This is a genomic window from Streptomyces microflavus, assembly GCF_014650075.1.
Lineage (GTDB): Bacteria > Actinomycetota > Actinomycetes > Streptomycetales > Streptomycetaceae > Streptomyces > Streptomyces microflavus.
This window is the reverse complement of record NZ_BMUG01000015.1, coordinates 105,601-132,042: the sequence shown is the minus strand read 5'-3', so window position 1 is coordinate 132,042 and position 26,442 is coordinate 105,601. Positions and strand designations below refer to the sequence as shown.

The window sequence follows — 26,442 nt, the reverse complement described above, 5'->3', positions numbered from 1 at the left end:
CGCGCGGAGGCGGAGGTGAGTGTCCGCGGAGTGATGCAGAGCACCCACTGGTCCTTCTCGGCTGTCGCCCGGGCCCGGGGCATGCGAAGCATTTCGGCACGGGCCGCTCGGTGGGGGCGCCATCGCGGCGGGTCTTCTACCAGGTGTTCGGGGCGCTGGGGTCTCCGTTGAGGGGGATCTGGACACGTATGCGTTTGCCGACGGGTTCGCTGTGCACGGTGAAGCTCTGGCAGACCATGAGGACGAGTTCGAGGCCGTGCTGGCCGATCCGTGTGGGGTCGGCGGGGGAGGCGGTGGGTAGGACGGGGCCGGAGTCCCACATGGAGATGTCCAGCAGGACGCCATCGCTTTCGACGTCGAGCAGACAAGGGCCCGGTGCGTACTTGCAGACGTTGGTGGCCAGTTCGCTCACGACCAGCTGGGAGATGTCAGCGGCCCGTGTGGAGATGGTCAGTCCGTGCTGCGACCGGGCGGTTTCAAGGAATTCTCTGACGAACGCGCGGGCCCGGGCGATCTCACCGGGTGCCATGTCGTATGCGGCACTGTCCCGCACGGTCCCCCTGGCAGCCGCCTCTCGTCGTTTCTGCCCGGTCATCGTCAGCTGCTCCATGGAAGAAGTTCCCCTGTCAACACGAACCGGCGGCTCATCCGCTCCGGTCGCCTCTGCCGCTTACCCGGCCCCACGCATTCTCAGACAGCCCTGATCGTCATGTCGATCAGGGGGCGTGTGCGGCTTCGACGGTGGGGTGAATGTGGAGGAAGGTGACGGCGCCGATGACGTCGAAGAGGCGGGTGACGGTGGGGGAGGCGGCGACGATGCGCAGGTCGGTGCGCTGATGGGTGGCGAGGATCCCATGACCCCCTCGCCGACGTGCGTGTTCCTCCGGCAGGGGCGGATTGGCGGGGCGGATTGGCGGGGCGCCTCGTAGTGTGCGCACCGGCGGGTCCCCGGCGAACGCGGGCTGCGCCGCCACCGCATGCAGTAGCTGCTCCCGACGGAGCGGAGCCGTCACGGCGGATCGCGTCGCGTGGCTCTCCGCACTAGCTTGGGGGAGTCGGAGGGTGCAGTCCGGGGCGGCGGTCAGCTTGTTGGCCGAAGCCGGTGGTCTCCGGAGGCACCCTCGCCGTACCTCACAGTTTCAGTCCTGGTTCTTTGGGGCCGGTCGAACAAGCTTGAGCATGACTTCGTCGTAATCGTCGTCGACGCGACGGCTCTCTTCCATGAAGTCCATCCGGGCGTAGAAGTGCCGGGCTTCCACGTTCTTCTCGTACACATCGAGAGTCAGGGGCCCGCGCAAAGCCGCTGCGTGTGCCACCAGTTGTCGGCCTACGCCCTTGCCCTGTGCTTCCGGAGCTACAAAGAGGCCACCGATCTCGGCGTCCAGGAGGCCGAGGAGAGCCACCACGCGGCCGTTCGACTCGGCGACCCAGTTTTCCGCGTGGACGAGGTAGACCTCACGCATCTTGCGTGCGCGCTCGCCCTCGCCCTCACCACAGATGAAGGGGTGTGCAATGCGGCTGGCCCTGGACCAGACGTCCATCGCGGCGCTCTCATCCGTGGCGGTATAGCGGCGAATAGCGGTGAGTTCGATCATGTGTACGACCGTATCCTGCGGCGGGGTAACCGTCAGCTGAGTATTCGTGTCCGCGTTCCGCAGCGCCCATGAGGACACCCCGGCCGCACCGGAGCGACCTCGAAACGCGGTCTCGCGATGGTTGAGATGCCTGCGGCTGGCCCGGGTTGGACTGCAACCTGCTGACTCTCCGCTCTCCTGCTCCAGCGCCTCGATCCCGGGAGGGACGCGCTTGAGAGCGACCTTGGTGATCTCTATGGGCTGTGGGGAAGCGGTCTGGGGCACCGGGAAGGCGAAGTGCCAGACCCTGGCACTTCTGGGGCCTACGACCCCGCTCGATCGGGTGTCCTCGCCTCAAGGCGTGATGGTCGGCCTCGCGTACCGGGTCGAGGCCGGCGCACCGCTTGAAGAGGTGCGTGAGTTTGGCAGACGACTCGTGGAGGGCCGAGTCAGCCGCGGCCCCACGGGCGAAGAGCCCGTCAGCTTGCTGACGGGCTCCCGCGAAATAGTAGCTAACCTGCCGTCAGGTCAGATCGTCGGTGTCTCGTCGATGATCTCCTTGTGCGGTTCCACGACGAACTTCCAGCCCTCGCTGGGCTCCAGGAACCGGACTCGAGTCGGGTAGATGTCCAGGGCGCGGCGGTCGCGGTTCTGGCCGTTCGTGTTCTTCCGTCCCCGGGCCGGCTCCTCGTACAGGTCAACCTTGGCGTCCGGTACTTCGACGACTTCCTCGCTCCAACGCTGGACGATCCCTGCTCCGAACGCGTCCCGGGCAGCGGAATAGAGCGATTCCAGAGACTCCTTGCTTCCCCCGGGGACGAAGAGGGCCAGGTTCAGGAGAACGCCGGCGCTCTGGAGAACCTCGATTTTCTCCCCTGCCTTCTCCGCGATCCAGACCCCGCCCTCTTCAGCATTATCGGGAAAGATGTGAATCTCGTCGCCGAATACCGTCCGCACGGTGAAGGAGCCACCCTCGAAATTCCTTCCCGGCTTCGTGAGGAAAGCTCGTGCGTAGCAGTCGGGGGAGACGCCATCCATCCCTGCCAGGACGAAGATGCTGTCCTGGAGGTCCAAACCTGAAGTCTCCTCGGCCGTAATACGTCGAGCCGTAACCTTCTCGGTACCCACGCCATTCCCCTTTTGTTGCGTCGTCCTGATAATTCATTAAGACTCTATCATGTAAAGGATCACCAACGCCCCCCAGATTTCGCAATGTTGGTGATGACGTGAGTAGAGAGGGGGTGCTGGCCACAATAGGGATCTGTGCATCCGAGTAAAACTCCTATCGAATGCCACTCAGGCCCTGCGTGCTGCGGGATCTTCCACCGCTTGCGGGCGAATCAGGAACCCCGCTGCCCAAGCGGCTGTTGTCATCCCGAGTGGCAAATCCCTCTGGTGGCGGCGGTGCGACGTACCCCAACACCTCGCACCAGAAGCGAGCGATACGCTCAGGTTCTGCGCAGTCAGAAGCCACCTGAAACTTCTTGATCGCTGGCATCGGTGCACCGTACCAAGGTGGCTTGAGGTTCTGCCGTTCACTTCCTCCAAGGGTCTGCCCAGCCCCATCAGGAGCTGGGCAATCTCGGACATCAATCGATCCAACCGGACAGCTCACGAGGACGACGAGGCCCTGGCGGCGAAGCCACCGGCGACAAGAGGCTCCCTCCCGCTCTGCCTGAACCTTGCAATCATGCCAGGAGCCGGCAACGCATTCCGCTTACTGAAACAACATCACATCGAATCGTTCTCGGATGGGCCCGGCCACCTTTATCCTGTGCCAGTGCGCCCGAGGAAATTTGATTACTGTGACTTGCGTCATGGCGAAGGCCCAGGTCAGAGACCCGGGCCTTCTTGCTGCCTGGTTCAATTCGCTGAGCCGCTCTGCTCAGCAGCTCAGACCGCAGACGTGTAGGCGGCGAAGAAGGGAGTCTTCACCGGTGTTCCGCCCGCGCTGAAGCATGCCACGTAGAGCCGGACGGAACCACTGGTCCTGGCCCAGGACGCGTACAGGCCGCAGTACTCGGGGCCCTTCCCGTAGGCGGTGACGTGCGCGGTGTCCGACGGGACGGCCACCGATGGCAAGGTCACCGTGAAAGGTGCCCCCGAGCCTGCGAGGGTGTTGGTGGCTCCGCTGGAGTTGTAGTTGGTCAGAGGGGGCAGTGAACCGTTGTACCAGAGATATCCGAAGGACCTCGGCGCAAAGGCCGGTCCGTGGACCGCGCGCAGATACGAGTAGCTCAGAGTCCACTCGCTGTCGTAAGGGGCGTTCGAAGCGTCGTAGCAGGCGACCACGATGGTCTGCCCAGCCGTGCCGGGTGACCAGTCGGACACCTTGCATCGCGCGCCCTTCTTCGCGTCGACCGCAGTGACCTGGAGATTGCCGGCGTTGCCGGAGAGGCCAAGACCGGGAAGCCACGCCTTCCAGAGGCCAGTCGCGCCCTTGCTCACCGCGTTGACGGCACCCGTGGAGTTGTACTGGGTGAGGACAGTGCCACTGCTGTCCGAGTTCAGATAGCCGTACGACCCGGACGGGGTGGTGGGCAGACCGCTGCTGCTCGTGTAGAGGACGGTGAAGAGGGAGTTGGCGGGCGCGCCGCTCGGGACGTAGCAGTTCACGTAGACGTCCTGGCCGGGCCCCACGCTTTTCCAGTCGGCGATTTGGCACCAGCGGGCAGCACTGCTCACGGCGGTGGCATGAGCGATCCCTCCCGGTCCGCCGATCAGGGGAAAGTGCACGACGTAGGAGCCGAGGCCGATCTGGTCGACCTTGACGGGGTTGGTGGACGGTGAGGTCCAACTACCCCATTGTCGTGAGGGGTCGGGAACGTAGCCGGGAGGCGGGGTTGCATTGTCCAGGTAGGCGAATCCCCAGCGGTCGGGAACGGCGGCGTGAGCAGGGGTGGCGGCGGGAACGGCTGCGGCCAGGAGAGCGGCCAGCATGGCGAAGACAAGCAGAACGGCCCGGGCGGGTCTTCTCGACGGGGCTGCGGTACGGGCGTGCATGGGCGGTCCCCCTGGTTGATGAGGTCGGGTACTGCCTGCGCGATCCGGGGCGGTGGTGCGAAGATCCGGACACGTACCGCCGCGCGAGGGGCGCTTGCATCAGCCCTCTGCGGCTCTGGAGGAGGCGGCAGAGCACGCGCCCTGCGGCGTGCCACAGGTTCGGAATCCGATGCCCACTGTCCCAGAAGCGCGGCCCCGCACAACGCTCTCCGTCAGCCGTTCCGGTTCTCGCCGCACCGGCCGCAGGGGCACCGGAGCCCACTCCGCTTTCTTGGATTGCAATGTAGATCAGCTGTTCCGGCCGCGGCCCTGCCAACGGTCGTCCTGCTCTGCCTCTCGCGCCTCAGCTCTTTTCCCGCACACCACCGCCGAGCTTGGCCGAGAAGCGCCTGCCCTCTTCATCAGCTCCAGGAGGAGGTTCGCCAGACGGAAGCCTTTTCTCGTCTCGGCCGCGGGTTAGGAGGCCTGGACGAGTTCGGCTAGGTCGAACAGGAGGGCGTAACCGGAGGGGAGTCGGCGATGAGACGGCTGGTGACCGTGGTCCGACGAGACGGGCGACTGCGGTGAGCGCGGTGCCGGCGTCCTAGCGGGCGGTGGCCCGCGTTCCGCCGACTTGCCTGGACAGGTCCTTGGCGTTCGGGGGGCGGCCCGTATTTGCTTGAGAGGTCGCGGGTGCGCGTGCCGCTCTGGTCGGAGGCCTTGTCGCACTCATCGTGGCGATCACGCTTGGCCGGGTAAGGAAGTGGCCCCGCCGGGAGGTCGCTTCTTCGTTCGGGGAATCCCGGAGTCGTGGAGTCGAGGACTTGCCTATTGGTAACCTATGGGTTACGAATAGGGGGTGGACCCGTTCATCGCCCTGGCCGACCCCATACGCCGTGATCTGCTGCGCGCACTTGCCTCCGGCCCGGCCCGAGTGGTCGACCTCGCGGCACGGCACCCGATCAGCCGGCCCGCGGTGAGCAAACATCTGCGACTGCTCACCGAGGCAGGGCTGGCCACCGTCGAGGACCACGGTCGCGAGCGCCACTACGCGCTCGCCCGCCCGGGCCTCGCCCCGGTCCGGGCCCTGCTCGACGAGCTCGCCGGGCGCCGTCCCCCGATCCCCGAGAGCGCCTTCGACGCCCTCGACCTGGAGGTCCGCAGAACCGTCCACGACCGCCGGGCCGGCACCGACGCCGCTCCCGGCACCGGAAGACCTCAGGAGGAATCCGCATGACCAGCACCCCCACCGGGCGTCGCGTGACCATCGACGGCCTGGACAGCATCGCTTTCGACCGTACCTTCCGGGCCGGTATCAAGGACGTCTGGGCGGCGGTCACCGAGTCGGACCGTCTGGCCCGTTGGATCGGCGAATGGACCGGCGACCCGTCGACCGGCTCGGTCGACTTCCGGATGCTCTACGAGGGCGACGAGCACCAGGCCGAGCTCCTCACCATCCAGGAGTGCCAGGCTCCCCACCGTCTGGTCCTCACGTCGCAGGTGCCCGGCCAGGAACTCGTCTGGCACATGACTCTCACGCTCGTCGAGCACGAGGGCACCACCACGCTCACCTTCGCCCAGTCCGTCGGTGACGACCCAGCGATGGCGGGTGGAGTCGGCCCCGGCTGGGACTACTACCTCGACCGGCTCGCCGTCGCCGAGACAGGCGGTGACCCGGCATCAGTCGACTTCGGCGACTACCACCCCGTCCACGCACAGCACTACCTCGACATGTTCAACTGAGCCCGACGAGAACGCCGAGTAGGAGGGTCGGCTGCTTTCGTCCTGGAGGTGCTCCAGCCGGGAAACGAGCCGGACTCAGCGCGTGCGGTGAAAATCACCGGGCATGGCGGGCGTGGCAGGAGTCGAAGTGACCCAGGCGGGCGGCGGGCTCTTCGTCGGAGAGTCGCGGCTCGGTCAGCAGCGGGAAGCGGGGAAAGCTGCGCGGCCGGTAGCCACCCACGGCGTCCCGGACCGGCTTCGAAGCACGCACCCATAGGCGTCGCTCTTGTCGTGAGGTGAGCGCCACCCCGAGGCGGCGCTCTCGTTGGTGAGGTAACCGCCGTACCTCTGGGGAGCGCCCGTCCGATGCGAAGCAAGCGCAGTACCAAGCACCTCAGCCTCATCGGGATGCTGCTGATCGCCGTGGCCTTCGCCGGGCTCCAGCTGACAGCCGTCACCGGAAGGGCCTCGCCCGACACGAAGAACTACCTCTCCTACGCCCTGTCCCTCAGCGGCGAGAGCCGGGCCGAGGCGGGCCGCCGCGCCATCGACTACTCCTGCGCCAGCCAGCAGCACGGTCCCCTGTCCTCCATCCCCTGGACCAGCAGGAAGATCTCCGGTGAGTCGCAGGAGCAGTGCGTACGCCGGCTGAACGACTCGGTCGCCCACTGGTCCCGCAACGGCAACACCTCGGGGATGACCGCGCCGTTCGCGAACCATCGCTTCATGGCCATCTTCGAGGCCCGCCCGGGGTATCCGCTCTTCCTGGTCCCCTTCGTCACCGTCTTCGACGCGACGTGGGGTCTCTGGCTCGCGGGCCTGGTCGTCGCGCTGGCCGGAAGCGTCTGCGTCCTGCTCACCCTTCGCTGCGCGGGCGCCTCCCGCCGCGCCGGCCTGGCCGGTCAGGCGCTGTACCTCGCGCTGCCCACCGGAACGGTCGCCATGAACCCGCTGAGCGACGGGCTCTCGCTGGCTCTGGGCACGGCGGTCGTCCTCGGGTGCACGCTGCTCTCCCTGAACCGTCCCCGTACGGGCGTGGCGCTCGTCGTGTGCGGCCTGGCCCTGATGTTCCTTGTGCGCTACTCGCAGGCGCTGCTTCTCGCGGCCGCTCTCACGGCCGGGTTCGCACTCCGGTGGGCGTGGCTGCGCCGCTGCCGTCGGCCGTCGGCCCGGACAGGGGAGGCGGCCGTACTGTGCGGGGCCCTGGCCGTGGCCGTCTACGCGGGCGCGCACCTGCTGTCCTGGCCCACCGGTCAGGACAGCGCCCAGGATCTGCTGACCGACCATTACCGGCGTCCCGATCTGCCCAACCCCTGGCCGGAATTCCTCGTCCAGGAACGGATCTTCTGGACGGCATGGCTCCACCGCCAGGCCACCTATCCCGTCCTCCCCGTCCTGCTCGCGCTCTCGGCCTGGGTACTGCTGAGGCGGCGTTCGGCGGTCCTGCCAGTCGCTCTGGCGGCGGCGTCCGCAGGCATCCTCAACCAGGCGGGCCACCCGAACCTGGACCAGCTGCTCGGCCATCGCCTCATCGTATTCGTCTGGCTGCTCCCGGTCCTGACCGTTCCGCTGCTGCTGGACCGGGAGCCGACGCCGTGTACGGGAGAAGGGCCGCAGCGCTCACCTCTGAGGCGCCGGCGGCAGCGGGACCCAGCGGCGAGCCGCGCCGCGGCCCATCGCCCCCCGGCCGTCTGCGACCGTCATTCCGGCCGCGGCACAGGCGTAGGCGAGAACGTCGGCGCCGTACGCGAACGCGGACCCGCGCTGCCAGAAACGGAAGGTCCAGTAGGCCGCAGGATCCGACGCCTGCGGTGAGAGGCCGATCTCCTCGCCGGAGACGATGCCGCCGTCCCGGGCCAGGGCGCCGAACGTTCCTCCCTTGGGATTGAAATACACCCCGTAGGCGGAGGTGCCCGCCGAGACCGCCCGCAGCAGTGCGTCGTCGCTCGGCATGTACCCGTCTTGGACGATCACACAGCCGCCCGGGGAGCCCTCCACGCCCGTCACGCCGACGTAGCGCAGCGACGCGTCGTAGTCCATGGGATCGAACGGCATGTTCTCCTCGTCCACGGCCGGGCACAGGGCGGGGTCGCCGCCGAGCCGCCGGACCACCTCGTCCTCACCCACTCCCGCCACGAAGGCGATGCCGAGCCCCTCGGTCCACAGGCCCTGCTCGCTGAAAGCCGCGATGAGCGCGTCCGCCGCCCGCAGGGCGGCCGCCTCCTCGGCCGGCAGCGACACCACACCCGGCAGCTCCGTCACCAGCGGGGCCAGCGGTGTGGTCAGCAGGAGCCGCCCCGGCGACCAGGGCTCCTCCTGCGGCGTCCACACATCGGCCCCCGCCTCGATCAGCGCGCGGACCATGCCCTCGTCGACGCCGCACGCCGCGTACCAGAGCGGTGTACGTCCCTCCTCGTCACGTGCGTCGACCTCGGCACCATGCGCCAGGAGAGCCGCCACCGCCTCCGCCTGCCCCTGACTCGCCGCCAGGTGCAGCGGGCGGGCGCCCCCCTGGACGCGGGCATCGGGCGGTGAGCCTGCCTCCAGCCGAGCCCTGATCAGTGCCGCGTCGCCCCAGTCCCGGTACCCCATACCCGTCCAGTCGGCCCGAGGCAGGTAACGCCTGCGGGCCTCCTCCTCGCGCCGCCGCTCCTCCAGCTGACGCGGGCTCAACGGCGGTGCCAGAAAGGAAGGGGGACCGGACACCTCCAGAACCGTGAAGGTGCCACTCGGCTGTCCCGCGGGATCCGGCGGTTCGAGCCCCGGCCAGACCTCGAACGCCTGCTCCGCCGCGGCTCGGATCGCCGCCGTGTCGATGAGGGTACGGGTCTCGCCCATGCCCTCGTCCGGCCACTCGACGACCAGCTGCGCTTCCCCGGAAGGCGGCAGCTCCGCCGCGTACAGGTCCACGGCGGTCCTGAACAGGGACCGGTGGGACGTGTGCCCTCCCGTATCCAGCGGTATGAGCCCGACCGCCTGGCGAGTCATCGCCATCGTCTCCAGCCCCGGCCCTCTCGTGACCGGGACATAGCGGGTCTCCGGGATGTCCAGCGTCGTGACCCGGCGGCCGTCGGAGAACCGCAGGCCCACCCGGAGCCCGGACTGCCGACTCGTACCCCCGCTCTGCCAACGGGTTCTGCGGAACACCGCCAGGTGCATCGTCACCTACCGGGGCCACACCGACCACCCCGTCAGCAGAACCCGGGCCTCCGGGCCGACGCCCACCACCTCGGCCCCGGGCAGCACCGCCGGCGCGAAGCGGTCGAGGGGCGGCGCGTACCGCCCTTCGTCCTCCGCGGGCGGTCCCAGCCGGATCAGCGCGGTCCGCTCCGCGGCCGGCTCCTCGGACATCACCAGATCGTCGAAGAATCCCATGCGCCGAGCGTTGCATACGGGTCTGACATTGATACTCGTAGCGGGTTCCGGTGGTCGTGGCTCAGGGTCTGACTGACGTCCTGCTGGGCTGTCCTGCGACTGCTCTGTCCGGCTGTTGGGACCCGTTCTCCATGGCCCCGGCCGGGTGGAACATGACCTGATAGGAGCTTGGCCAGAGGCCCCCTCAATGTCCTGTCTGCCCCCGGCCGGCGTCACCTCGGGCCCGGGAAGGCTGCTGACAGGATGACCGTGACGATCGCACCCGCCACCGAACTGGACGCGGTGTTCGGCGGAGTGAACTCCCACGCGGACACGATCCATGTCGCGGTCATCACCGACCGGGGCGGGGACGTCGCCGACGCCGAGTTCCCCACCACGTCGTCCGGATACGCCGCGGCGGTCGCGCTCCTGAACGCCCACGGCACGGTGACGGCCGTCGTGTCGAAGGGACCTCCTCCTACGGCCCGGGATTCACCCGTGCCGCCCGCCATGCGGGCCTGACCGCGGTCGAGGTCAACCGGCCCGCCAAGGCTGAGCGTCGCCGGATGGGCAAGTCCGGCCCCATCGACGCCTAGGCAGTCGCCCGGGCCGCGCTGTCCGGCCGGGCATCGGTCATACCCAAGGAGGACGCGCTCAGCGGGATAAGCGCCCTCCACAACGCCGCACGGTCCGCCGTCAAGGCCCGCACCGCCAGGCCAAGAACATCACCCTCACCACCGTCGCAGAACACTTCGGCGTCTGGCCTGCGGTGATCTCGTGCCTCGAACGCGGCACACGCCGCGACGACGCCTACCGCGACTGGCTCACCGCCGCTTAACGCAGCCACCCACCAACTCCTCGTCCCGAAGACGCCACATCATGGATGATGAGGCGATGTTGGTCCGCACGCAGAGCTTGCCGCAGACCTCGCAGCGGGCCATGACAGTTCGGGTTCACACCCCCATCGGGTCCGTGGTGGTGCGCTGGGGCGGTGCCCCGCAAGAGGCAGACGGACAACATCTTGTCGAATGGACCGTCGACGACGACGTCCACTGGGGCCAGAACACCCGGCCGGCCTCCTCTGTCGAGGCGGAACTCCGACAGGAAGGCGACCGGGTGATCATGCGCGGCCTCCTCCACCTCACGGAAGACGGCGTCGGCCGTCTACAGATGGGCCCCTGGCCCGTGCTGTTCGATCTGGCAACACCGATCCCCAGCGGCCTGGACGAGTCCTGGGTTGAGATCAACGTCCGATCCGAGAGCGTCACCCTTCACCCCTACCAAACCTGACCGGACCACCACCAGGTTCTCCGCCTCCCTTGACTACCAATAGGAGCATCAGAAGCCTGAAGATTGCGGGGAGGAGCCCTCCGCTCGGATTCTCCGCGTGGCGGATCGCGGCGGGGAGGGGGCAAGGACCTGCTGGCCACGAGGCCCCGCCTCGACCTGCAGCTCCTGCCAGCGCTCGACGCTGGCGGTCTCGGGCCATCCCAACTCTGTGTATGGACGGGGCGTGCGCCGGCCGCGGAAGTGCATGAACTCGACGTTCGCCACGAAGTGCCCTCGGGCGGCTGTGCCGCCCGCACCGGTGAGGCGTGCCAGCAGGTCGCAGCCGAAGGGGCTGTCGAGGGGGCGAGGAGTACACCGCCGGGGCGCAGCTGGTCCAGCCACGCTCGGGGGATCCGGCGGACTGAAGCGGTGGCGACGATCCGGTCGTGGGGCCCGGCTGCCGGGTGTCCTTGTTCGCCGTCGTCAGTGATGACAAGCGGGTCCAGGCCCAGCCCGTCGAGGTTCCTGCGCGCTTGGGCTGCGATGCCGGGATCGACTTCAGCGGGCCGCCCATGTGTCGTGGGTGATCCCCTTATTGGCGTCACGACTTCCAGGTCTGTTCGCTGCTGCCCACGACGGGCACAATCGGCCGCATGACGTTGACTGTGGGTGCTCCGCCCAGGCACCACGCGCCTGCCGACCTCGCTTCGGGGTTCCTGACGGCCGGTGTCATCGGAGCGGGTCTGACGGCCTTCATCGGCGGTTGCATGGTCGAGAGCGTGCCGATGCTTGTCACGGGGCTGGTCGTGCCCGCGCTCTACGGCCTTCTCTTCCTCCTTGTGAAACTGCCGCGTCGTGCCAGCGAGGCGGCAGTTGTTCCGTGCAGGGCGCTCGCGGTGATCGAGAGTCGTGAGCCGGTGTGGGGGGAGACCAGCGATGTGCCAGTGCGATTCGATCTGTCCGTCGTGCCGGACGACGCGCCTGCGTTCCGAGTCGAGATGTGGCAGGACGTCAACCGCGTCGAGCTGACCGAGTACCGGTCAGGCGGGACCGTGGTGGTGGAGTATCCGCCGGACCGCCCGTGGAGGACGCGGATCGTGAGACGGCCGACTCCGCAGTGGGAGGAACGGGCGGCTGTGGCCCGGGTGGCCTCGGTGCCCGGCCCGGTTGTGAGGAGCGAGACCCCGGACAGCTCCCTCAACGGATTTCTCAATCTCAGCGGGCTGCTGCTCGGCGTGGCCGCCGTGCTTCTGCTGTTCCGTGCCGACCTGTTCGACTTTCACGAGGGCGGCAACGGCGCCGTCCCCGGACCGTCTGTCTCCTCCTCGTCATCCACGATCACCGTGACGTCCATGACAGGAACGGTCGCCATCGGCCCCGGCCGATCGATGCTCGACGAGAGCGAACTGCGCCGAGGTGTGGAGTCATTGACACAGGGCGCGGACAAGCGTCGCGCGTTCACCGTCGTCGTGCAGGACCGCCTGCTCACGGTTGTCTTCACGCCCGCCGGCGCGAAGGTCGCCGGGTTCGAGCCGAGGTCCCTGCCCTACGATCGCGTCGCCGACCTGGTCGAGGAGGCCCGGACCACCCTCAACGTCGACTCACCGCGGAGCTGGCAGCTCATCGCCGAGAGCGCCACCGGGCCGCTCAGGCTCAGAGTCGTGGTTACCGGGGACGGGGGCACGGGAACGCTCGAGGCGGACGGGAAGGGCGAAGTGCTCAGGCGTAACGGCAGCTGACCGGACCGGCAGGAGGTGGGCGTCATGGACTGGGAGAAGTTCCTCGCACTGTGGTGCGCGGTGTGGGCTGTGCTGGCGCTGGCCGGGTACGGCATGGCGCTGGCCGGAGTGACCAGGGCCCAGCGGACGGTCCGGCGCACGGGGCGGATCGAGCAGGTGAGGATGCCGCGGCACGGCGGGTCCCGTACGGGCGGCATATCGGTGGTCATTTCCTACCGCGACGCGACCTCCGACGAGGAGGTCACCGTGACCAACGACGGCGAGCGAGGAGAGGTCATCACCGCGGCATGGGAGGGACGGGAGGTAGGGGTCAGCCACCCGCGAGGCAGGCCGCATGCCTACCGGCTTGCCAACACACCTCAGGAACCGAGTCGTGGACTGGGCCAGCCGGCCTTCGCGCTTTTCCTGTTCTACTGCGGGCTGGTGGCCCTCGTGGCGGTCGGCTGGGGGTGGCCGTGGGCGCTGATCGGCCTCGGCGGGCCTCTGGCTGTCTTCGCCGCCGTTCACCTGCCCGGAACCGTACGTGCCAAGAACCACCGCATCGAGAAACTGGCCGCGATGGACACCGTGCACGGACGGATCATCGCAGTCCTCAAGGACGTCACCGTCGACCAGGACAACGGCACCTCCACCACTATCACCCCGGTCCTGTCGTTCACCACCCACGACGGCACGGCCGTCACGGCTCACTGCACGTCCAACCTCCCGGACCCAGCCGGCTCGTACGGCCGAGATGTCACGGTCCACTATGCGCCTGGCGACCTTGCCGATTTCACCTTGGACCGAGCCGCCGAACGTCGCGGGGAGAAGCTGGACGTGGTGGTCAACGCGCTGGCTGTCGTTGTACTCCTGGGGGCGGCCGTGGTGGGAATGGCAATGCTTTGAGGCAGCGTTCAGCCGCTGCTGCCGAAACGTCGCTGCTGGCCGACCGGCAGATGGCAGCCGGATCGCAGCGCGCCGGCCGGGGAGGCATGACTGCCCGCACCACCTCCGGGGACATCCCTGCACTGCAGCTCCCAACCGCCGGGGACACTTCGCCCTTCCTGCCATGTCGGCATGGCCCTCGCGGTTGTGTGCCGGGTTCTTCAGAGCGTTTGCCATAGGCGCGTCAGTGACGACGTGGTGAGGACTTGGTCCGGACGCCCCTGTCCGGCAAGGTGGCCGTTCTGGAGCAGCAGGCAGGTGTCCGCCGCGCGCGCCACCTCAAGGTCGTGTGTGGCTTGGACGACCGTCACCCCGTCGGTGACGAGCGCTGTCAGCAGCGTCCCGATCCGGTCCCGCGCCTCCGGGTCCAGGCCCGTGGTCGGTTCATCGAGGAGCAGTAGGTCCGACTCCTGCGCCAGACCTTGGGCGATGAGCGCGCGCTGACGCTGCCCGCCCGAGAGTTCTCCCAGTTGGCGTGAGGCGAGGTCGCCGATGCTGAGCCGGTCGAGCATCGCGTCCACGGTCGCGTGGTCCCGAGCGGTCAGCCGTCGCCACGGACCGCGCTCGCCCCAGCGTCCCATCTCCACGGTCTGCCGAACGGTGAGGGGAAGAGTGTCGCCGACCGCTCCGCGCTGCGGTACGAAGGCGGGCGGCCGGTCACTGGTGCGCAGGAGGTCGCCGGATGTCGGCTTGATCACACCGGCGAGTACGCCGAGCAGGGTCGACTTGCCGCTGCCGTTCGGGCCGACGAGCGCTGTCGTGGTCAACCTCGTTATTTCTCCGCTGACTTGGCGGAGGACTGGGCGCCCTGGATAGCCGGCGCACAGCTCCGAGAAGTGGAGGGAGGTGGTGGGGCCGAGAGGCAGGGCGGGGGAGGGACGGGATTTATTGAACATGATTTTCATTGTAGTGTCTGGGTCATGGAATGGTTGACGGTCCCGTTCGAGGTGACTTTCGTGCAGCGGGCCCTGTGGGGCGGGGTGCTGGTGTCCGCTATTTGCGCGCTGGCGGGCACCTGGGTGGTGCTGAGAGGAATGGCCTTCCTCGGTGACGCCATGTCCCACGGCCTGCTGCCGGGCATCGCGGTCGCCGCGCTCCTCGGGGGCAACCTGATGGTGGGCGCGATGGTCAGCGCTGTCGTCATGACGGCAGGCGTCACCGCGCTGGGCCGGACGCCCAGGCTGTCGCAGGACACCGGAATCGGGCTGCTGTTCGTCGGCATGCTCTCGCTCGGCGTGATCATCGTGTCGCGCTCACAGTCCTTCGCGGTCGACCTGACCGGCTTCCTCTTCGGGGACGTCCTTGCTGTCAGGCAGCAGGATCTCCTCGTGCTCGCGGCGGCGTTGCTCGCGGCGCTGGCGGTGTCGGTCCTCGGACACCGCGCCTTCCTGGCCCTGGCGTTCGACTCACGCAAGGCCCACACCCTGGGGCTGCGGCCGCGCCTGACCCACGCGGTTCTCCTCGGCCTCCTCGGCCTGGCGATCGTCGCCTCGTTCCACATCGTGGGAACACTGCTCGTCCTCGGACTGCTCATCGCACCGCCGGCGGCCGCTCTGCCCTGGGCTCGCTCCGTGCGCGGCGTCATGGTGCTCGCCGCCATGCTCGGCACCTTGGCCACGTTCGGCGGCCTGCTGCTGTCCTGGCATCTGAGCACCGCAGCCGGCGCGACGGTAGCGGCCCTCGCGGTGAGCCTGTTCTTCGTCTCCCACGTGCTGTCCGGCCTGCGTGACCGCCGTACGCGCCAGGTTCACTCCACGGCGCCCCTGCCCGAAGCCAACTGAAAGAAGCCAGAGGCGATCATCATGACCGTCCGCAGAAACGTCACTCCGTGGGCCTCGGCCGCACTGGTCCTCACCGCGCTGCTCACCACGATTTGTACGAGTGAGGAAGCCGACGCCGGGCGATCCGTGGCGAAGTCGCCGCCCGCCACTCCGCACGGGTACGTCGAGGGAGCGAAGGAGGCCGCCGAGCAGCAGTCCCGACTCCTCCTGAACGACCCCACCAGCGGGAACACCAGAGTCCTCGACCTCGTCACCGGCAAGGTGCACACGACGGCCCAGGTGAAGGACGCCGTTCGGCTGGGCATGGACGGCAGGTTCGGCTACCTACATGCGGCCGACGGCACTCATGTGCTCGACAGCGGCGCCTGGATGGTGGACCACGGCGACCACGTCCACTACTACAGCGCGGCGACACGAGATCTTGGCGAGCTTCCCGCCGGCAGCCAGGCCCAGATACGCAGTGACGTAGCCGTGATTGCGGTGACCGACGAGAACGGCCGCACCGTCCTCTACGACCGCAGCAAACTGGAAAAGGGGCGAATAGCAGCCCCTCGGACGCTGCGCGGCACATACACCGGCGCCGTCGTGCCGTACGAGGAACACCTGCTCGCTTTCGTGAACACGGGCGGCACCACGGAACTCGTCGTCCTCGACCGCAAGGGTGAACGCGTCGCTTCCCCGGATGTGACGTGCGAAGCCCCCCAGGGGGACGCGGTCACCCGGCGCGGTGTGATCCTCGGCTGTGCCGACGGTGCCCTGCTCATGCGTGCGCAGGACGGTGCCTTCGCTGTCGAGAAGATCCCGTACGGGAAGCACGTGCCGGGGGACGAACGAGCCACCGCCTTCCGTCATCGTCCCGGTAGCGACACCCTCACCGCCTTGGCCGGAGACGACGCGGTCTGGGTCCTCGACGTCGCCGAGCGGACCTGGAAGCGGGTGGACACCGGGCCCGTCGTCGCGGTCAACACGGCCGGCGAGGGCTCCCCGCTGCTCGTCCTGGAGACCGAGGGCGCCCTGCACGGCTACGACATCGCGACCGGAAAGCAGACCGCACGGACCAAACCCCTGCTGACAGTTGGGAAACGGGACGACATCTACGGCAACGACCCCGTCATCGAGGTCGACCGCAGCCGCGCCTACGTCAACGATCCCGAGGGCAAGCAAGTGTTCGAAATCGACTACAACGACGGCCTGCGCATCGCGCGCTCCTTCGACCTGGACGTCAAGCCGGTCCTCATGGTGGAGGCCGGCCGATGACTCGAGCCGAGGCGAAGCGTCGCGCGAGGGTGGGCACCGCTCGCGTGCGACATATGGTCGCGGGCCTCCTCGCCCTCGTGACCGCGATGACTGTCAGCGCCTGTGCCACCGACGACGACCGGCCCAGCATCGTCGTCACGACCAACATCATCGGTGACGTCACCCGCGAGATAGTCGGCGACGAGGCCGATGTCACCGTCCTGATGAAGCCCAACGCTGATCCGCACTCCTTCGGTCTCTCCGCCGTTCAAGCAGCCGAGCTGGAACAGGCCGATCTGGTCGTCTACAACGGCCTGGGTCTGGAGGAGAACGTCCTGCGGCACGTGAACGCCGCCCGCGAGTCCGGTGTCGCCACCTTCGCGGCCGGCGCGGCGGCCGACCCGCTCACCTTCCACACCGCCGAGGACGGGGGCCCCGAGGGCGAGGCAGGACGGCCCGACCCCCACTTCTGGACCGACCCCGATCGGATGCACGAGGTCACCGGCCTGATAGCCGACCAGGTCATCGAGCACGTCACCGGCGTGGACCCGGGTGCGATACGGGCCAACGCCGACCGCTACGCGAAGCAACTCAACGACCTCAGCAGCTGGATGGAGAAGTCCTTCGGCCGGGTCCCCGCGGACCAACGGGCCCTGGTCACCAACCATCACGTCTTCGGCTACCTCGCCGACCGCTTCGGCTTCGAGGTGATCGGCGCGGTCATCCCCAGCGGAACCACCCTGGCCTCACCCAGCTCCTCTGACCTGCGCTCCCTCACCCAGGCGATGGAGAAAGCCGGCGTACGCACCGTCTTCGCCGACTCCTCCCAGCCCAAACGGCTCGCCGAGGTACTGCGGACGGAGATGGGCGGCCGGGTTCGCGTCGTGGAACTCCACTCGGAGTCCCTCACCACCAAGGGCGCGGGCGCCGACACCTACCTGCGGATGATGCGCGCCAACACCACCGCCATGGTCACCGGCCTGACCGGCGCCTGACCACCAGATCGGGGCCTCCCGATCCTCCCGGCACACCCGCCCATCGGGTGCCTGCTCGTCGTACCCCCATGCCGCCACCGCGCGGTGCAGAAAGGAACAGACCCATGAACAAGTCGATACGCTGCAGAGCCCTCACAGGCACGGTGCTGGCTCTGGCCACTGCCACGGTCCTGACCGCCTGCGGCGGAGAGAGCGCCTCCTCCGCCGACACCGAGTCCGACAAAACCGTCGACGCCACGCCCGCGGTGGCGGTCAAGGAGCCGCTGGTCGCCACCTTCGACGGCGGCCTGTACATCCTCGACGGCGAGAGCCTGAAGCTCGCCAAGACCATTGACCTGCCCGGCTTCAACCGGGTCAATCCCGCAGGTGACAAGGACCACGTCATGGTCTCCACCGACAGCGGATTCCGTGTCCTGGACGCCACCGACCAGGCCCTCACCGACATCGAGTACAAGGGCGCCAAGCCGGGCCACGTAGTCCGCCACGCCGCGAAGACCGTGCTCTTCACCGACGGCACCGGAGAGGTCAACGTCTTCGACCCCACCGCACTGAGCAGCGGCAAGAAGCCGTCAGGGCGCACCTACACCTCCGCCGAGGCGCACCACGGTGTCGCCATCGAGCTGGCCGACGGCAAACTCGTGAGCACTCTGGGCACCGAGGAGAAGCGCACCGGCGCGCTGGTGCTGGACCGGAACAACAAGGAGATCGCGCGCAGCGAGGACTGCCCCGGCGTCCACGGCGAAGCCGCGGCGAAGAACGAAGCCGTCGGCGTCGGCTGCGAGGACGGCATCCTGATCTACAAGGACGGTACGTTCACCAAGATCGATTCCCCCGACGACTACGGCCGCATCGGCAACCAGGCCGGCAGCGACACTTCGCCCGTTCTGCTGGGCGACTACAAGACCGACCCCGACGCCGAGCTGGAACGCCCCACCCGCGTCACCCTCATCGACACCGAGAAGAAGAAGCTACGCCTGGTGGACCTGGGCACCAGCTACTCCTTCCGCTCGCTGGCCCGCGGCCCGCACGGCGAGGCCCTGGTCCTCGGAACCGACGGCGCCATCCACGTCATCGACCCGGACACCGGCAAGATCAAGAAGAAGATCCCCGTCGTGGGCGACTGGCAGGAGCCGCTGGACTGGCAGCAGGCCCGGCCCACCTTGTTCGTGCGAGGGCATGTTGCCTACGTCTCCGAGCCCGGCAAGAAGACGCTGCACGCCATCGACGTCGAGACGGGGAAGAAGATCACCTCTGTCACCCTGCCGAAGAGCACCAACGAGCTGTCGGGCGTCGTCGCCGGACACTGACCAGCCTGACCGCGCCTGTGCCCTCGCCGCCGCGGCGTCGAGGGCACAGGACTACCCTGCCGATACTGACAAACAGCCCCGGCAGCACGCTCGACCGCAGCCTCAACACCCTCTCCTACGCGCGGGACTTCGCACCGGGAACCGGACCTGGGAAGCTTAGAAGCGGTTGTGCCTGGCAACGACCACTCCCGAGCGATCGCCGCTTCGGTGGTCGGCCGACACCCGGAGAGGTCTTACGTGGACCCGCCCTTATATCTGAGGCCCAGGGCCCCATCTGTACTCCTCTGCCGGTTGCTTCATCAACGGTAGCGGGGAGCACGGGTTTTGAGGCTGTCCAGCAGGTTTCGACCAGCTTGGGTGCCGAAGGGGCGGCGCGCGACAGCGGGGGCACAGGACGCTCGGTTCTTCGGTCCCGGCATGTCGGCGCTCGCTGCACGAATGAGGACAACCGCCGTTGTCCGCTCATCTCCGCTGCACTCGTCCTTCCCACTGTGGGGTCACCTGACGAGGCGAGTGTCGGCCCGGTATGTCGTAGTCGCCAGGCCACTGCAATTGGTCTGTACCTGTCGGGGCAGAAGAGCGGCATGAGCGACAACAGCATCTCGATCACAGTCGAACTGCACGGCGGACCCGTGGATGGGCAAACCACCGCCGTGACCCTCACGGATGAGGACCCCTGGGTTGCGCTTCCCAACGACGGTTGCACCTTCCCCGGCGGCAGCAGCATCTATGCACCCGACACCAACGGCCGCTGGGTGTGGCAGGACGACCAGCCGGCCCAAACCCCGTGACCCCGCATCCGCCCGGCACCGTGGCAGCCCCGGAGGAGAAAGACATGGATCGCATTCGCATGACAGGTGCTTGGCTGGCTGACCTCACGGCAGCTTTGCTGTGCAGTGAAGAGGAGCTACTCCTCGGAGTCCTTCAACAACCCGACTATCCCGCGCTCGTGTCATGCCCGATCTGCGACGAGGGCCCGGAAAGCGTCGTGTCTCGTGTCGAGGACCCCACAATTGACGGACGCCGGGTGGTTCTCGTGGACTTCAAACCCTGTCGGCATGGCATCTGGGTGCCCGCCGACGAATGCCAGACCGGCTGAACCCTGCACACCACCCTGCCTGGTGCCAAGGCAAGGGGGCCGGGCGTCCGAGGTCGCCTACGGCAGGACGGCTACGCCAGGACGGCTACGCCAGGACCAGTGCTGCGGGCAGTTCTCGATGGTCTTCGTGCCGGTCAGGATCGCGGTCGTCCAGGGTTGCTTGCTGCTGATGCCTCGGATCAGGTGCCCTCGGGCAGGGGTGCGATGCTCATGCGGCTCGCCCCCACACGGTGGTTCCCGGGCGGCCAGCCAGGCGCCCGTTGATGGACGGCATGGTCGCGTGTGCGGCCGTGGCTAGTGCCGTGACCGAGAAGGTCACCGGGGTTCGAGAGCTGTGATGGATCGGACGAACTGTTCGCGTGCTGGGATGAGACGATCGCGCCGTGACCAACTTTCATGACTTCAATGGCAAGCGCTCGCTGGCGTTGGATGCTGGCGACCTGGCTGCCGATGCCGCAGTAGTTGCCTCCGGGCACGAGCCGAACGGATACTTCTGGGAGGGTCTCGTGCGGTTCGCCTGGCCGGATATCGCCGAGCGCGTCGATTTCGACAGCGAAGCTGGCATGCTCTGTGCGGTCGGCAGTTCGAGCGACCTCACGCGACTCAAGACGGCCGTCGAGTCGGTCATCACGAGCCCCGAGGCAGTCCGGGACATCATTGCCCGTGCGGAGGCTTCGGGCTTCGAGTTCGACGACTAATGCTGTGACCTCGCCGGGTTGAGCGCGGTCAGGCTGCGGCCGGCAGTGGTCTGCCGCCCCAGCAGAGACCTCATTCGCTGCGGACGCGTGCGCGTTCACGGCGTTGAGCGGCCAGGACATCGGGGTGGCGGGCGTTCTGGTTGCGCCAGCGCAGGCACGCGTGCAGGGCCCGGGTCTGGACTGTGCGGTTCGGATGGTGGGAGTTGGCGAAGCTGAACTGCCGCAGCGGCCCGAAGTGATCCTCGATGGGATTGGCCCAGGACACGTAGGTGAGTGTGAAGCCCAGTTCGACCTTGTTTCTGGCTGCCCACCTGCGGATCTTCCAGTTCAGGTGGGCGGACAGGAGCGTGCGCCATGTCGAGCTGTCCGACGACGACGTCGCCCTGCTCACCCACCGTGTGGTCGCCATCCTCCCGGACGACGCCCACACGGTGGCGACGGACTCCGACGGGACGCCTTCCCCCTGCGCACGCTGTGGGATTCCCCGGAGGGTCACTGTGCGCTTCGACCGCTCGGACGAGGCCTACCCTGCGGCGTAACGGCGGCTGGAGGAGGAACAGGTGCGGGCGTCCCTCAACGCGGTTCTGGAACCCGGGGACGTCCTGGTGGTGGACAACGACGTGGTCGTACACGGCCGGGTCGACCTGCCGGGCCTGGTACGACGGCACCGACCGGTAGCTGAAGCGGGCCCTTGTCCGGGTTCCGGAGCGATCCAGCCGCCCGGCTTCCGAACAGCACGAGCACGGATACGGTTAGGCCGTGATCGAGCTGTAGTCCAGACCGGAGCCCGGCGAACAGGAAGGTCAGCTGCCGCACCGTCACCCCGGTACGGCATGACCCGCTCGACTCTCCACTCAGCTCAGCTCAGCACCGGATACGGCGGTGGCAGACCCGTCCGGCCAGGAGATCCGGTAGTACTTGAGCCGGTCGTCCTGCGCGACCAGGCGCATGCCCACGGCCTTCATCACGCGCTGGGACGCGACGTTCTGCTGATCCGTGTCGCCCTCCACCCCTGTCACACCGTTGTCGCGGGCGAACTCCAGCAGTGCCCGAAGCGCTTCGGTGGCGTATCCCCTGCCCTGTGCCCAGGGAACCAGGCCGTAGCCGATCGTGACGATTCCCCTGTCGTTGGCAAGGCCGTGGAAGGCCACACCGCCGACGGCGAGCCCATCCTGCCGACGCCGGATCTCGTACGGGCCGAACGGCTGCGGGTCGCCCGTGCTCGCGCAACTACGTAAGAACCGCCTGGCGCCCACAACATCGCCTTCGTCCGGGTACCCGGGTGCCCACAACTCACCGTGGGCCCGCTCACTCGCCGCACCCACCACCAGTCGTCGCGCCTCGGCGACAGTCAGGGGATGCAATACGAGCCGCACTGTCACGAAATCCTCCATGGTCAAGACAACTATCACGCGAGCAGACCGGCCCACACGGGGCTGTGACCCACAGCGCAGCCATCCCGGCTCCCGTCTCACCGCAGCCTCGCGCCAGATGCCAGACCTCGCAGCCAAGGCAGCGGGCTGGCAGTCGCTCTGCTCCAGTGCCGCGGACTGCAAAGCGTTCGGGTCGAGGGCTGGCGGGACATCCTGGGCTTGTGAGCCGGTGACGGCGGAGAAGGCGCCAAGCACAGGATGAACACCCTCAGCGAGATCAAGAACCGCAGCGTGGACGATGTCTCGATGCGGGCCAGGGCGACGCACTCGTCACCTCCCAGGCACCCGGCCACTCCTCGGGTGCCGACCCACTCGGTGAGCCGGTGGCCGATCGCCGCGACCTACGCGGTGTCCGTACCGGACGGTGAGGCCATTGTGAGCTTGCTCCGCTTTGACGGACACCATTGGTGTGGTGGTCAGGCCGCGAGCGCGGTCTCGTATTCGGCGGGACTGCGGTAGCCGAGGCTGCTGTGCAGCCGCTGCAAGTTGTACCAGCTCTCGATCCACTCGAAGATCGCGGTGCGGGCGAGAGCCCTGCTGGGCCAGGGCTTCGTGCCGAGCAGTTCCCGTTTGATCGTGGCGAAGAAGGACTCGGCGAGGGCGTTGTCCCAGCACTGTCCAGTGCGGCCGAGTGATAGCCGGACGTCGAACTCGGCTGCCAGGGAGGCGAATTGCTGGCTGGTGTACTGGCATCCGCGGTCCGAGTGGAAGATCACCGGACGGGTGGGGCGGCGCCGTCGGTAGGCGGCTTTGAGGGCGTCGGCGACCAGGTCGGTCCGCAGATGATCAGCGGTTGCCCAGCCGACAACACGGCGGGAGGCGATGTCAATGACGGTGGCCAGGTAGAGCCAGCCTTGATCGGTCGGGATATACGTGATGTCGCCGCACCAGCGGATGTCGAGTGCGGCCGGGTCGGGTGCGAAGTCGCGCCCGATGAGGTCGGGCCTGGCGGCGGCCCGCGGGTCGGGGACGGTGGTCAGGTGTCGCCGCCTGCGGTGCCGGCCTTGAAGTCCGGCGTCCTGCATCAGCCTGGCGACGCGGCGACGTCCGCATCTCTCGCCCTCGCGTTGCAGGACGGCATGGACGCGCGGGGCCCCGTAGGTGCCGCGGGAGTTCTCGTGGGCTTCGGTGATCTTCTCGGTCAGCTCCAGGTCGCGGACCGCGCGGGGGCCGGGAGTGCCGTTGCGGCGGGCGTAGAAGGCGGTGCGGGAGACCTTGAGCAGTTCACACGCGCGCTTGACATTGTGGTTGCTCTGCTTCTCCGCCTCGATGAACGGGTGCACCGTCACCGGGTCTCCTTCGCGAAGAAAGCCGTGGCCCGCTTGAGGATGTCGACGTCCTCCCGCAAGCGGCGGTTCTCCCGCCGCAGCGCGGCCAGCTCCTCGCGCTCGCTGCTGGTCAGCCCGTCACGCTCGCCCGCGTCGACCTCTGCCTGCTTGACCCAGTCCCGCACCGCGGTCTCGGTCAGATCGAAGTCCTTGGCTATTTGACCGACCGAGCGGTCACCGCGCCGGCACAGCTCGACGATCTCGGCCTTGAACTCAGACGTGAACGAACGGCGAGGGCGAGGCTTCTTCTTCCCCATGCTCTCCATGATGGACATCCTCCCGGGGACGAACCCCTGATCTCGAATGTCCGTCAAAGCGGATCAAGCCCAGTAGTACCACCCCGCGAAACTGCGGCCACCCTTGTTCCACCGGAACCCGCGTAATGGCGCTACGCCCTCGGACCGGGCATCCCACCCCGAGCCCAACGAGGTGCGACGACGACGCTGGTGTCAAGGAAGTCCAGGTCGAAGACACTCAGCGCAGGATCGCCGTACGCACGTATCGGTTCCCTGCCGTCTCCCCAGACAATCAGCCTTAAGTGATCACTCAGCCTTCGGTGAAAAAACTAGCGTCCACCAACAAGCGATGACAACGTTCAACCTTCCCTGCGAGAGATCACCAGCCCTTCCCTGGCCGGTACCACCTCCACCTCACCGAAACACCGTACGGCATTCGTGCGGTAAACGTACGCGTCTCGTACGTTTAGTGGGTTAGAGTGGTGGTCAGGAGGTGTTCCTTGTCCGAGTTGTTCGATGCGGTCGACGCCCTGGTCGCGTCCCGCGCCACCCTGCCGCCCCCGGCGGAACGCAAACGCCTGCGCGCCGCTCACGGCCTGACGATCGATGAAGTCGCCACCGCGCTGAAGGTCCGCAGGGCCACTGTGTCCGGGTGGGAGGCCGGGAAGACCGAGCCCCGCCCCCCGGAACGCGACGCCTACGCCCGACTGCTGGACAAGCTCGCAGAGCTCTACCCCGTCACTCTGGCCCCGGCCGCTGAGACGGCACCCGCGCCGGACGCCCCCGTTCCCGCCACGTTCACCGCCGTGACCGCTCCGGCGCAGCAGCTGTCCACCGAGCCGGCTCCCGCAGCCGAGGAGGTGAGCATGCCCGTGAGGCCGCAGGTTCCCGTTTCGGATCTCACGGACGCTCCGGCCGCCGGGCACACCCCGGCGAGCACCACCAGGCCGTCGACGTCGCGCCGCCCCGGTGCGCGAAAGACGGCGGCTCCGGCCGGTACTCCGGCGGGCGGTACCGATCCGCGGTTCGAGAACGGTCCTCTGGCGGTCGTCGACGTCGAGGACGGCAAGGTGCTGGCGTACTGCGTCGGTGGTCTGGTCCTGGATGTGCCCGCGAAGTCCCTGCCCTCCCTGGTGGAGTGGACCTTGGCGGAGGCGAAGCTCGGGCAGCCGAAGCTGTCCGGCCCGGGAAGGCCGGCCGACCCGCTGCTCATCCTCACCCAGGCCGCCCTGGAGCGCTACGGCCTCCCCACCGGACTGTCGGCGGATGAGAAGGATGCCGGGCGGATCCCGCAGGGCCACAAGGTCATCAAGCAGCTGGTGCGCGCCGACTGGAAGCTGACCAAGAGGGGGTTCGGGCCGTGGGCGCGGATCTACCGTCCGGCCAAGGGCTCGGACCGCCAGTGCGTGCAGCTGTGCATTCCGTCCTGGAACGCGCTGGACGCCCGGTTCTGGGGCCATGCCGCGCAGTTGCCGCCGACGGAGCTCGCCCGCGTCCTGGGCACCTACGCGATGCGGGTAATGACGCCCCGCGGGTCGACCGCCGTCACCGGCCTGGAGCTGATGACCGCGCTGCACCCGCCGACCCACGCCGTGCGGGACGAGGAGACCGGCGCCCTGCGGCAGGCCGAGACCAAGACGCCCGGGTCGCTCGGCAGCGACCCGGTGGACTGCGCCCCGTGCGAGGCACCGGACGGGCATCCGGTGCTCACCGCGCTGGACCTGCCGCGCTTCCATGTACGGGGACCTGCGGAGAAGCTGTTCGAGGAGGCGTACGACTGGGCGCGGCCGATGACGGATGCCGAGTGCACCTTGCGCTACCTGGTGGGCCTGGACGTGAACATGGCCTTCGCCGCCGGTGCGAACGGGCTGACCGTCGGCCTCGGTGAGCCGACCCACGTCAAGGCACCCGCGTTCGACCCGAAGCTGCCCGGATCGTGGCTGGTCGACCTCTCCCACGTCGACCTGTCCCGCGTGAAAGTCGGCAAGGAGTGGGTGGAGCTGGACGGCAGCCTGCTGCCCTCCCCGTTCACGCCGAAGGGCGACCACCCGGAAGGCCCGGCCTGGTACGCGACGCCGACCGTGGCGTACGCCCAGGAGCTGGGCTATGACGTGAAGCCGACTGAAGCGTGGGTGCGGTACGACAACGGCCGGTACCTGGACGGCTGGTACCAGCGGCTGCGCGACGCCTACCTGGCCACGATGGCCGACCTCGGTGTCGACGCCGACCTCTCACCCGAGGGCTTCCTGACGGCGATGGACGGCTACAAGGACCACGATCCGGAGCTGGGCATCGTCATCACGGCGATCAAGGCAACGGTAAAGGGTGGCCTGGGCAAGCTGCGCGAGCGCCCGCGCGGGGAGGGCTGGCGGCCCGGCGAGCGATGGCGGGCCCTGGAGCGGCCGACGTGGCGCCCGGACATCCGGGCGGCGGTCATCTCCCGCACCCGCATCAATCTGCACCGCAAGATCGTCAAGCACGCCGCGTTCACCAGCCAGTATCCGATCGCGGTCCTGTCCGACTGCGTCGTCTACGCCGCAGACGGCCCCTCGCCGATGGACTTCCTGCCCTACCGGGACGGGAAGCCGCTTCCCGGCGGGTTCAAGCTCGGCATCAACCCCGGCCTGGTCAAGCACGAAGGCACCCAGACCGTGCTCTGGGGCGAAGGGGTCCGGGAGCAGTTCGACGCACCGCAGCTGAACTTCGCCCGGTTCATCAAGGACGGCACCGTCACCGACGCCGACAACGGAGAGTAGGAAGGAACC

General features: G+C 68.1%; 27 protein-coding genes and 4 pseudogenes. 16 read left to right on the top strand and 15 right to left on the bottom strand.

The window, feature by feature from the left end:
• Positions 1 to 136 precede the first annotated feature (136 nt).
• The 6 genes and pseudogenes from IE264_RS33895 to IE264_RS33870 all read right to left on the bottom strand — a co-directional run bounded on the left by IE264_RS33895 (position 137) and on the right by IE264_RS33870 (position 4,577).
• Entirely contained in the window at positions 137 to 610 is a 474-nt protein-coding gene (locus IE264_RS33895) for an ATP-binding protein (protein WP_032759666.1), read from the bottom strand.
• A 106-nt stretch (positions 611 to 716) separates the two neighbouring features.
• Positions 717 to 938 (bottom strand): STAS domain-containing protein, encoded by a 222-nt coding sequence (locus IE264_RS33890; RefSeq protein WP_158706576.1) that lies wholly within the window; start codon positions 936 to 938, stop codon positions 717 to 719.
• Between the two features lie 201 nt (positions 939 to 1,139).
• Positions 1,140 to 1,595 carry a GNAT family N-acetyltransferase gene (locus IE264_RS33885; protein ID WP_051822003.1) on the bottom strand — a complete coding sequence of 152 codons (456 nt, stop codon included), beginning with the start codon at positions 1,593 to 1,595 and terminating at the stop codon, positions 1,140 to 1,142.
• Positions 1,596 to 2,102: 507 nt separating this feature from the next.
• Positions 2,103 to 2,702, bottom strand: a complete 600-nt coding sequence (locus tag IE264_RS33880) for a hypothetical protein (RefSeq protein ID WP_032759665.1) — start codon at positions 2,700 to 2,702, stop codon at positions 2,103 to 2,105.
• Between the two features lie 232 nt (positions 2,703 to 2,934).
• Positions 2,935 to 3,072: pseudogene (locus IE264_RS33875) on the bottom strand (VOC family protein); the annotation flags it as partial.
• 395 nt (positions 3,073 to 3,467) lie between these two features.
• The gene (locus IE264_RS33870) at positions 3,468 to 4,577 is read right to left on the bottom strand and encodes a hypothetical protein (protein WP_015613173.1); all 1,110 of its coding nucleotides are present in this window, start codon (positions 4,575 to 4,577) and stop codon (positions 3,468 to 3,470) included.
• 838 nt (positions 4,578 to 5,415) lie between these two features.
• Between IE264_RS33870 and IE264_RS33865 the strand changes: the two genes are divergently transcribed.
• Together IE264_RS33865 and IE264_RS33860 are read left to right on the top strand one after the other, a co-directional pair.
• A complete protein-coding gene (locus tag IE264_RS33865) occupies positions 5,416 to 5,793 on the top strand; it encodes an ArsR/SmtB family transcription factor (protein WP_015613172.1) in 378 nt (125 codons plus the stop codon).
• Positions 5,790 to 6,299: an SRPBCC family protein gene (locus IE264_RS33860; protein WP_032759664.1), complete on the top strand. Its 510-nt coding sequence runs from the start codon at positions 5,790 to 5,792 to the stop codon at positions 6,297 to 6,299. Before IE264_RS33865 ends, IE264_RS33860 begins: the two co-directional genes overlap by 4 nt.
• A gap of 94 nt (positions 6,300 to 6,393) precedes the next feature.
• On the opposite strand, the gene IE264_RS33855 is transcribed toward IE264_RS33860, so the two are convergent.
• On the bottom strand, positions 6,394 to 6,549 hold the full coding sequence (locus IE264_RS33855; RefSeq protein WP_158706575.1) for a hypothetical protein: 156 nt from the start codon (positions 6,547 to 6,549) through the stop codon (positions 6,394 to 6,396).
• A 95-nt stretch (positions 6,550 to 6,644) separates the two neighbouring features.
• Here IE264_RS33855 and IE264_RS33850 point away from each other — a divergent pair, with 95 nt between their 5' ends.
• A complete protein-coding gene (locus tag IE264_RS33850) occupies positions 6,645 to 8,093 on the top strand; it encodes a hypothetical protein (RefSeq protein ID WP_051822002.1) in 1,449 nt (482 codons plus the stop codon).
• Positions 8,094 to 8,129: 36 nt separating this feature from the next.
• Here IE264_RS33850 and IE264_RS38770 read toward each other — a convergent pair.
• Positions 8,130 to 8,870, bottom strand: a pseudogene (locus IE264_RS38770) (ankyrin repeat domain-containing protein); the annotation flags it as partial.
• Positions 8,871 to 9,443: 573 nt separating this feature from the next.
• Positions 9,444 to 9,653 (bottom strand): hypothetical protein, encoded by a 210-nt coding sequence (locus IE264_RS38250; RefSeq protein WP_051822001.1) that lies wholly within the window; start codon positions 9,651 to 9,653, stop codon positions 9,444 to 9,446.
• Between the two features lie 249 nt (positions 9,654 to 9,902).
• Here IE264_RS38250 and IE264_RS33840 point away from each other — a divergent pair, with 249 nt between their 5' ends.
• Both IE264_RS33840 and IE264_RS33835 read left to right on the top strand, forming a co-directional pair.
• The gene (locus IE264_RS33840; RefSeq protein ID WP_143674994.1) at positions 9,903 to 10,154 is read left to right on the top strand and encodes a hypothetical protein; all 252 of its coding nucleotides are present in this window, start codon (positions 9,903 to 9,905) and stop codon (positions 10,152 to 10,154) included.
• A 357-nt stretch (positions 10,155 to 10,511) separates the two neighbouring features.
• Entirely contained in the window at positions 10,512 to 10,922 is a 411-nt protein-coding gene (locus IE264_RS33835; protein ID WP_032759663.1) for a hypothetical protein, read from the top strand.
• On the opposite strand, the gene IE264_RS38765 is transcribed toward IE264_RS33835, so the two are convergent.
• Positions 10,910 to 11,506, bottom strand: coding sequence for a protein-L-isoaspartate O-methyltransferase family protein (locus tag IE264_RS38765; protein WP_158706574.1), 597 nt, complete (start codon positions 11,504 to 11,506; stop codon positions 10,910 to 10,912). The two genes, IE264_RS33835 and IE264_RS38765, sit on opposite strands and share 13 nt — an antisense overlap.
• A 48-nt stretch (positions 11,507 to 11,554) precedes the next feature.
• On the opposite strand from IE264_RS38765, the gene IE264_RS33825 reads away from it, so the two are divergent.
• Both IE264_RS33825 and IE264_RS33820 read left to right on the top strand, forming a co-directional pair.
• A complete protein-coding gene (locus IE264_RS33825) occupies positions 11,555 to 12,640 on the top strand; it encodes a hypothetical protein (protein ID WP_032759662.1) in 1,086 nt (361 codons plus the stop codon).
• A gap of 24 nt (positions 12,641 to 12,664) precedes the next feature.
• A complete protein-coding gene (locus tag IE264_RS33820) occupies positions 12,665 to 13,525 on the top strand; it encodes a DUF3592 domain-containing protein (protein ID WP_032759661.1) in 861 nt (286 codons plus the stop codon).
• A 200-nt stretch (positions 13,526 to 13,725) separates the two neighbouring features.
• On the opposite strand, the gene aztA is transcribed toward IE264_RS33820, so the two are convergent.
• Positions 13,726 to 14,469 (bottom strand): zinc ABC transporter ATP-binding protein AztA, encoded by a 744-nt coding sequence (aztA, locus tag IE264_RS33815; RefSeq protein ID WP_078657606.1) that lies wholly within the window; start codon positions 14,467 to 14,469, stop codon positions 13,726 to 13,728.
• Positions 14,470 to 14,484: 15 nt separating this feature from the next.
• Between aztA and aztB the strand changes: the two genes are divergently transcribed.
• The 7 genes from aztB to IE264_RS33780 all read left to right on the top strand — a co-directional run bounded on the left by aztB (position 14,485) and on the right by IE264_RS33780 (position 20,680).
• A complete protein-coding gene (aztB, locus tag IE264_RS33810) occupies positions 14,485 to 15,345 on the top strand; it encodes a zinc ABC transporter permease AztB (RefSeq protein WP_032759659.1) in 861 nt (286 codons plus the stop codon).
• A 21-nt stretch (positions 15,346 to 15,366) separates the two neighbouring features.
• Positions 15,367 to 16,602: a hypothetical protein gene (locus IE264_RS33805; protein ID WP_032759658.1), complete on the top strand. Its 1,236-nt coding sequence runs from the start codon at positions 15,367 to 15,369 to the stop codon at positions 16,600 to 16,602.
• Positions 16,599 to 17,576: a zinc ABC transporter substrate-binding protein AztC gene (gene aztC / locus IE264_RS33800; RefSeq protein ID WP_032759657.1), complete on the top strand. Its 978-nt coding sequence runs from the start codon at positions 16,599 to 16,601 to the stop codon at positions 17,574 to 17,576. Before IE264_RS33805 ends, aztC begins: the two co-directional genes overlap by 4 nt.
• A 104-nt stretch (positions 17,577 to 17,680) precedes the next feature.
• Entirely contained in the window at positions 17,681 to 18,883 is a 1,203-nt protein-coding gene (aztD, locus tag IE264_RS33795; RefSeq protein ID WP_032759656.1) for a zinc metallochaperone AztD, read from the top strand.
• A 584-nt stretch (positions 18,884 to 19,467) separates the two neighbouring features.
• Positions 19,468 to 19,674, top strand: a complete 207-nt coding sequence (locus tag IE264_RS33790) for a hypothetical protein (protein WP_032759655.1) — start codon at positions 19,468 to 19,470, stop codon at positions 19,672 to 19,674.
• A 44-nt stretch (positions 19,675 to 19,718) separates the two neighbouring features.
• Entirely contained in the window at positions 19,719 to 19,982 is a 264-nt protein-coding gene (locus IE264_RS33785) for a hypothetical protein (RefSeq protein WP_078657605.1), read from the top strand.
• Positions 19,983 to 20,365: 383 nt separating this feature from the next.
• On the top strand, positions 20,366 to 20,680 hold the full coding sequence (locus IE264_RS33780) for an Imm51 family immunity protein (protein WP_032759654.1): 315 nt from the start codon (positions 20,366 to 20,368) through the stop codon (positions 20,678 to 20,680).
• A 70-nt stretch (positions 20,681 to 20,750) separates the two neighbouring features.
• On the opposite strand, the pseudogene IE264_RS33775 reads toward IE264_RS33780, so the two are convergent.
• A pseudogene (locus IE264_RS33775) lies at positions 20,751 to 21,023 on the bottom strand (IS630 family transposase); the annotation flags it as partial.
• Between the two features lie 511 nt (positions 21,024 to 21,534).
• Entirely contained in the window at positions 21,535 to 22,074 is a 540-nt protein-coding gene (locus tag IE264_RS33770; protein WP_032759688.1) for a GNAT family N-acetyltransferase, read from the bottom strand.
• Positions 22,075 to 22,236: 162 nt separating this feature from the next.
• On the opposite strand from IE264_RS33770, the pseudogene IE264_RS38245 reads away from it, so the two are divergent.
• Positions 22,237 to 22,362 (top strand): annotated as a pseudogene (locus IE264_RS38245) (IS256 family transposase); the annotation flags it as partial.
• A 167-nt stretch (positions 22,363 to 22,529) separates the two neighbouring features.
• Here the strand turns inward: IE264_RS38245 and IE264_RS33765 are convergent.
• Together IE264_RS33765 and IE264_RS33760 are read right to left on the bottom strand one after the other, a co-directional pair.
• Positions 22,530 to 23,402: an IS3 family transposase gene (locus IE264_RS33765; RefSeq protein WP_032759651.1), complete on the bottom strand. Its 873-nt coding sequence runs from the start codon at positions 23,400 to 23,402 to the stop codon at positions 22,530 to 22,532.
• Positions 23,399 to 23,698, bottom strand: a complete 300-nt coding sequence (locus tag IE264_RS33760) for a transposase (protein ID WP_158706573.1) — start codon at positions 23,696 to 23,698, stop codon at positions 23,399 to 23,401. Before IE264_RS33760 ends, IE264_RS33765 begins: the two co-directional genes overlap by 4 nt.
• A 479-nt stretch (positions 23,699 to 24,177) precedes the next feature.
• Between IE264_RS33760 and tap the strand changes: the two genes are divergently transcribed.
• On the top strand, positions 24,178 to 26,433 hold the full coding sequence (gene tap / locus IE264_RS33755) for a telomere-associated protein Tap (RefSeq protein ID WP_032759649.1): 2,256 nt from the start codon (positions 24,178 to 24,180) through the stop codon (positions 26,431 to 26,433).
• Positions 26,434 to 26,442: the final 9 nt, after the last annotated feature.

What these genes read in the sequence shown, in the direction of transcription:
- IE264_RS33885 (WP_051822003.1), bottom strand. Translation starts at nt 1,595, where the DNA reads ATGATCGAACTCACCGCTATTCGCCGCTATACCGCCACGGATGAGAGC.
- IE264_RS33790 (WP_032759655.1), top strand. Translation starts at nt 19,468, where the DNA reads ATGAGCGACAACAGCATCTCGATCACAGTCGAACTGCACGGCGGACCC.
- IE264_RS33835 (WP_032759663.1), top strand. Translation starts at nt 10,512, where the DNA reads ATGGATGATGAGGCGATGTTGGTCCGCACGCAGAGCTTGCCGCAGACC.
- IE264_RS33770 (WP_032759688.1), bottom strand. Translation starts at nt 22,074, where the DNA reads ATGGAGGATTTCGTGACAGTGCGGCTCGTATTGCATCCCCTGACTGTC.
- IE264_RS33820 (WP_032759661.1), top strand. Translation starts at nt 12,665, where the DNA reads ATGGACTGGGAGAAGTTCCTCGCACTGTGGTGCGCGGTGTGGGCTGTG.
- IE264_RS33805 (WP_032759658.1), top strand. Translation starts at nt 15,367, where the DNA reads ATGACCGTCCGCAGAAACGTCACTCCGTGGGCCTCGGCCGCACTGGTC.
- aztA (WP_078657606.1), bottom strand. Translation starts at nt 14,469, where the DNA reads ATGAAAATCATGTTCAATAAATCCCGTCCCTCCCCCGCCCTGCCTCTC.
- aztB (WP_032759659.1), top strand. Translation starts at nt 14,485, where the DNA reads ATGGAATGGTTGACGGTCCCGTTCGAGGTGACTTTCGTGCAGCGGGCC.
- aztD (WP_032759656.1), top strand. Translation starts at nt 17,681, where the DNA reads ATGAACAAGTCGATACGCTGCAGAGCCCTCACAGGCACGGTGCTGGCT.
- IE264_RS33895 (WP_032759666.1), bottom strand. Translation starts at nt 610, where the DNA reads ATGGAGCAGCTGACGATGACCGGGCAGAAACGACGAGAGGCGGCTGCC.
- IE264_RS33760 (WP_158706573.1), bottom strand. Translation starts at nt 23,698, where the DNA reads ATGGGGAAGAAGAAGCCTCGCCCTCGCCGTTCGTTCACGTCTGAGTTC.
- IE264_RS33870 (WP_015613173.1), bottom strand. Translation starts at nt 4,577, where the DNA reads ATGCACGCCCGTACCGCAGCCCCGTCGAGAAGACCCGCCCGGGCCGTT.
- IE264_RS38250 (WP_051822001.1), bottom strand. Translation starts at nt 9,653, where the DNA reads ATGGGATTCTTCGACGATCTGGTGATGTCCGAGGAGCCGGCCGCGGAG.
- IE264_RS33860 (WP_032759664.1), top strand. Translation starts at nt 5,790, where the DNA reads ATGACCAGCACCCCCACCGGGCGTCGCGTGACCATCGACGGCCTGGAC.
- IE264_RS33825 (WP_032759662.1), top strand. Translation starts at nt 11,555, where the DNA reads ATGACGTTGACTGTGGGTGCTCCGCCCAGGCACCACGCGCCTGCCGAC.
- aztC (WP_032759657.1), top strand. Translation starts at nt 16,599, where the DNA reads ATGACTCGAGCCGAGGCGAAGCGTCGCGCGAGGGTGGGCACCGCTCGC.
- IE264_RS33850 (WP_051822002.1), top strand. Translation starts at nt 6,645, where the DNA reads ATGCGAAGCAAGCGCAGTACCAAGCACCTCAGCCTCATCGGGATGCTG.
- IE264_RS33785 (WP_078657605.1), top strand. Translation starts at nt 19,719, where the DNA reads ATGGATCGCATTCGCATGACAGGTGCTTGGCTGGCTGACCTCACGGCA.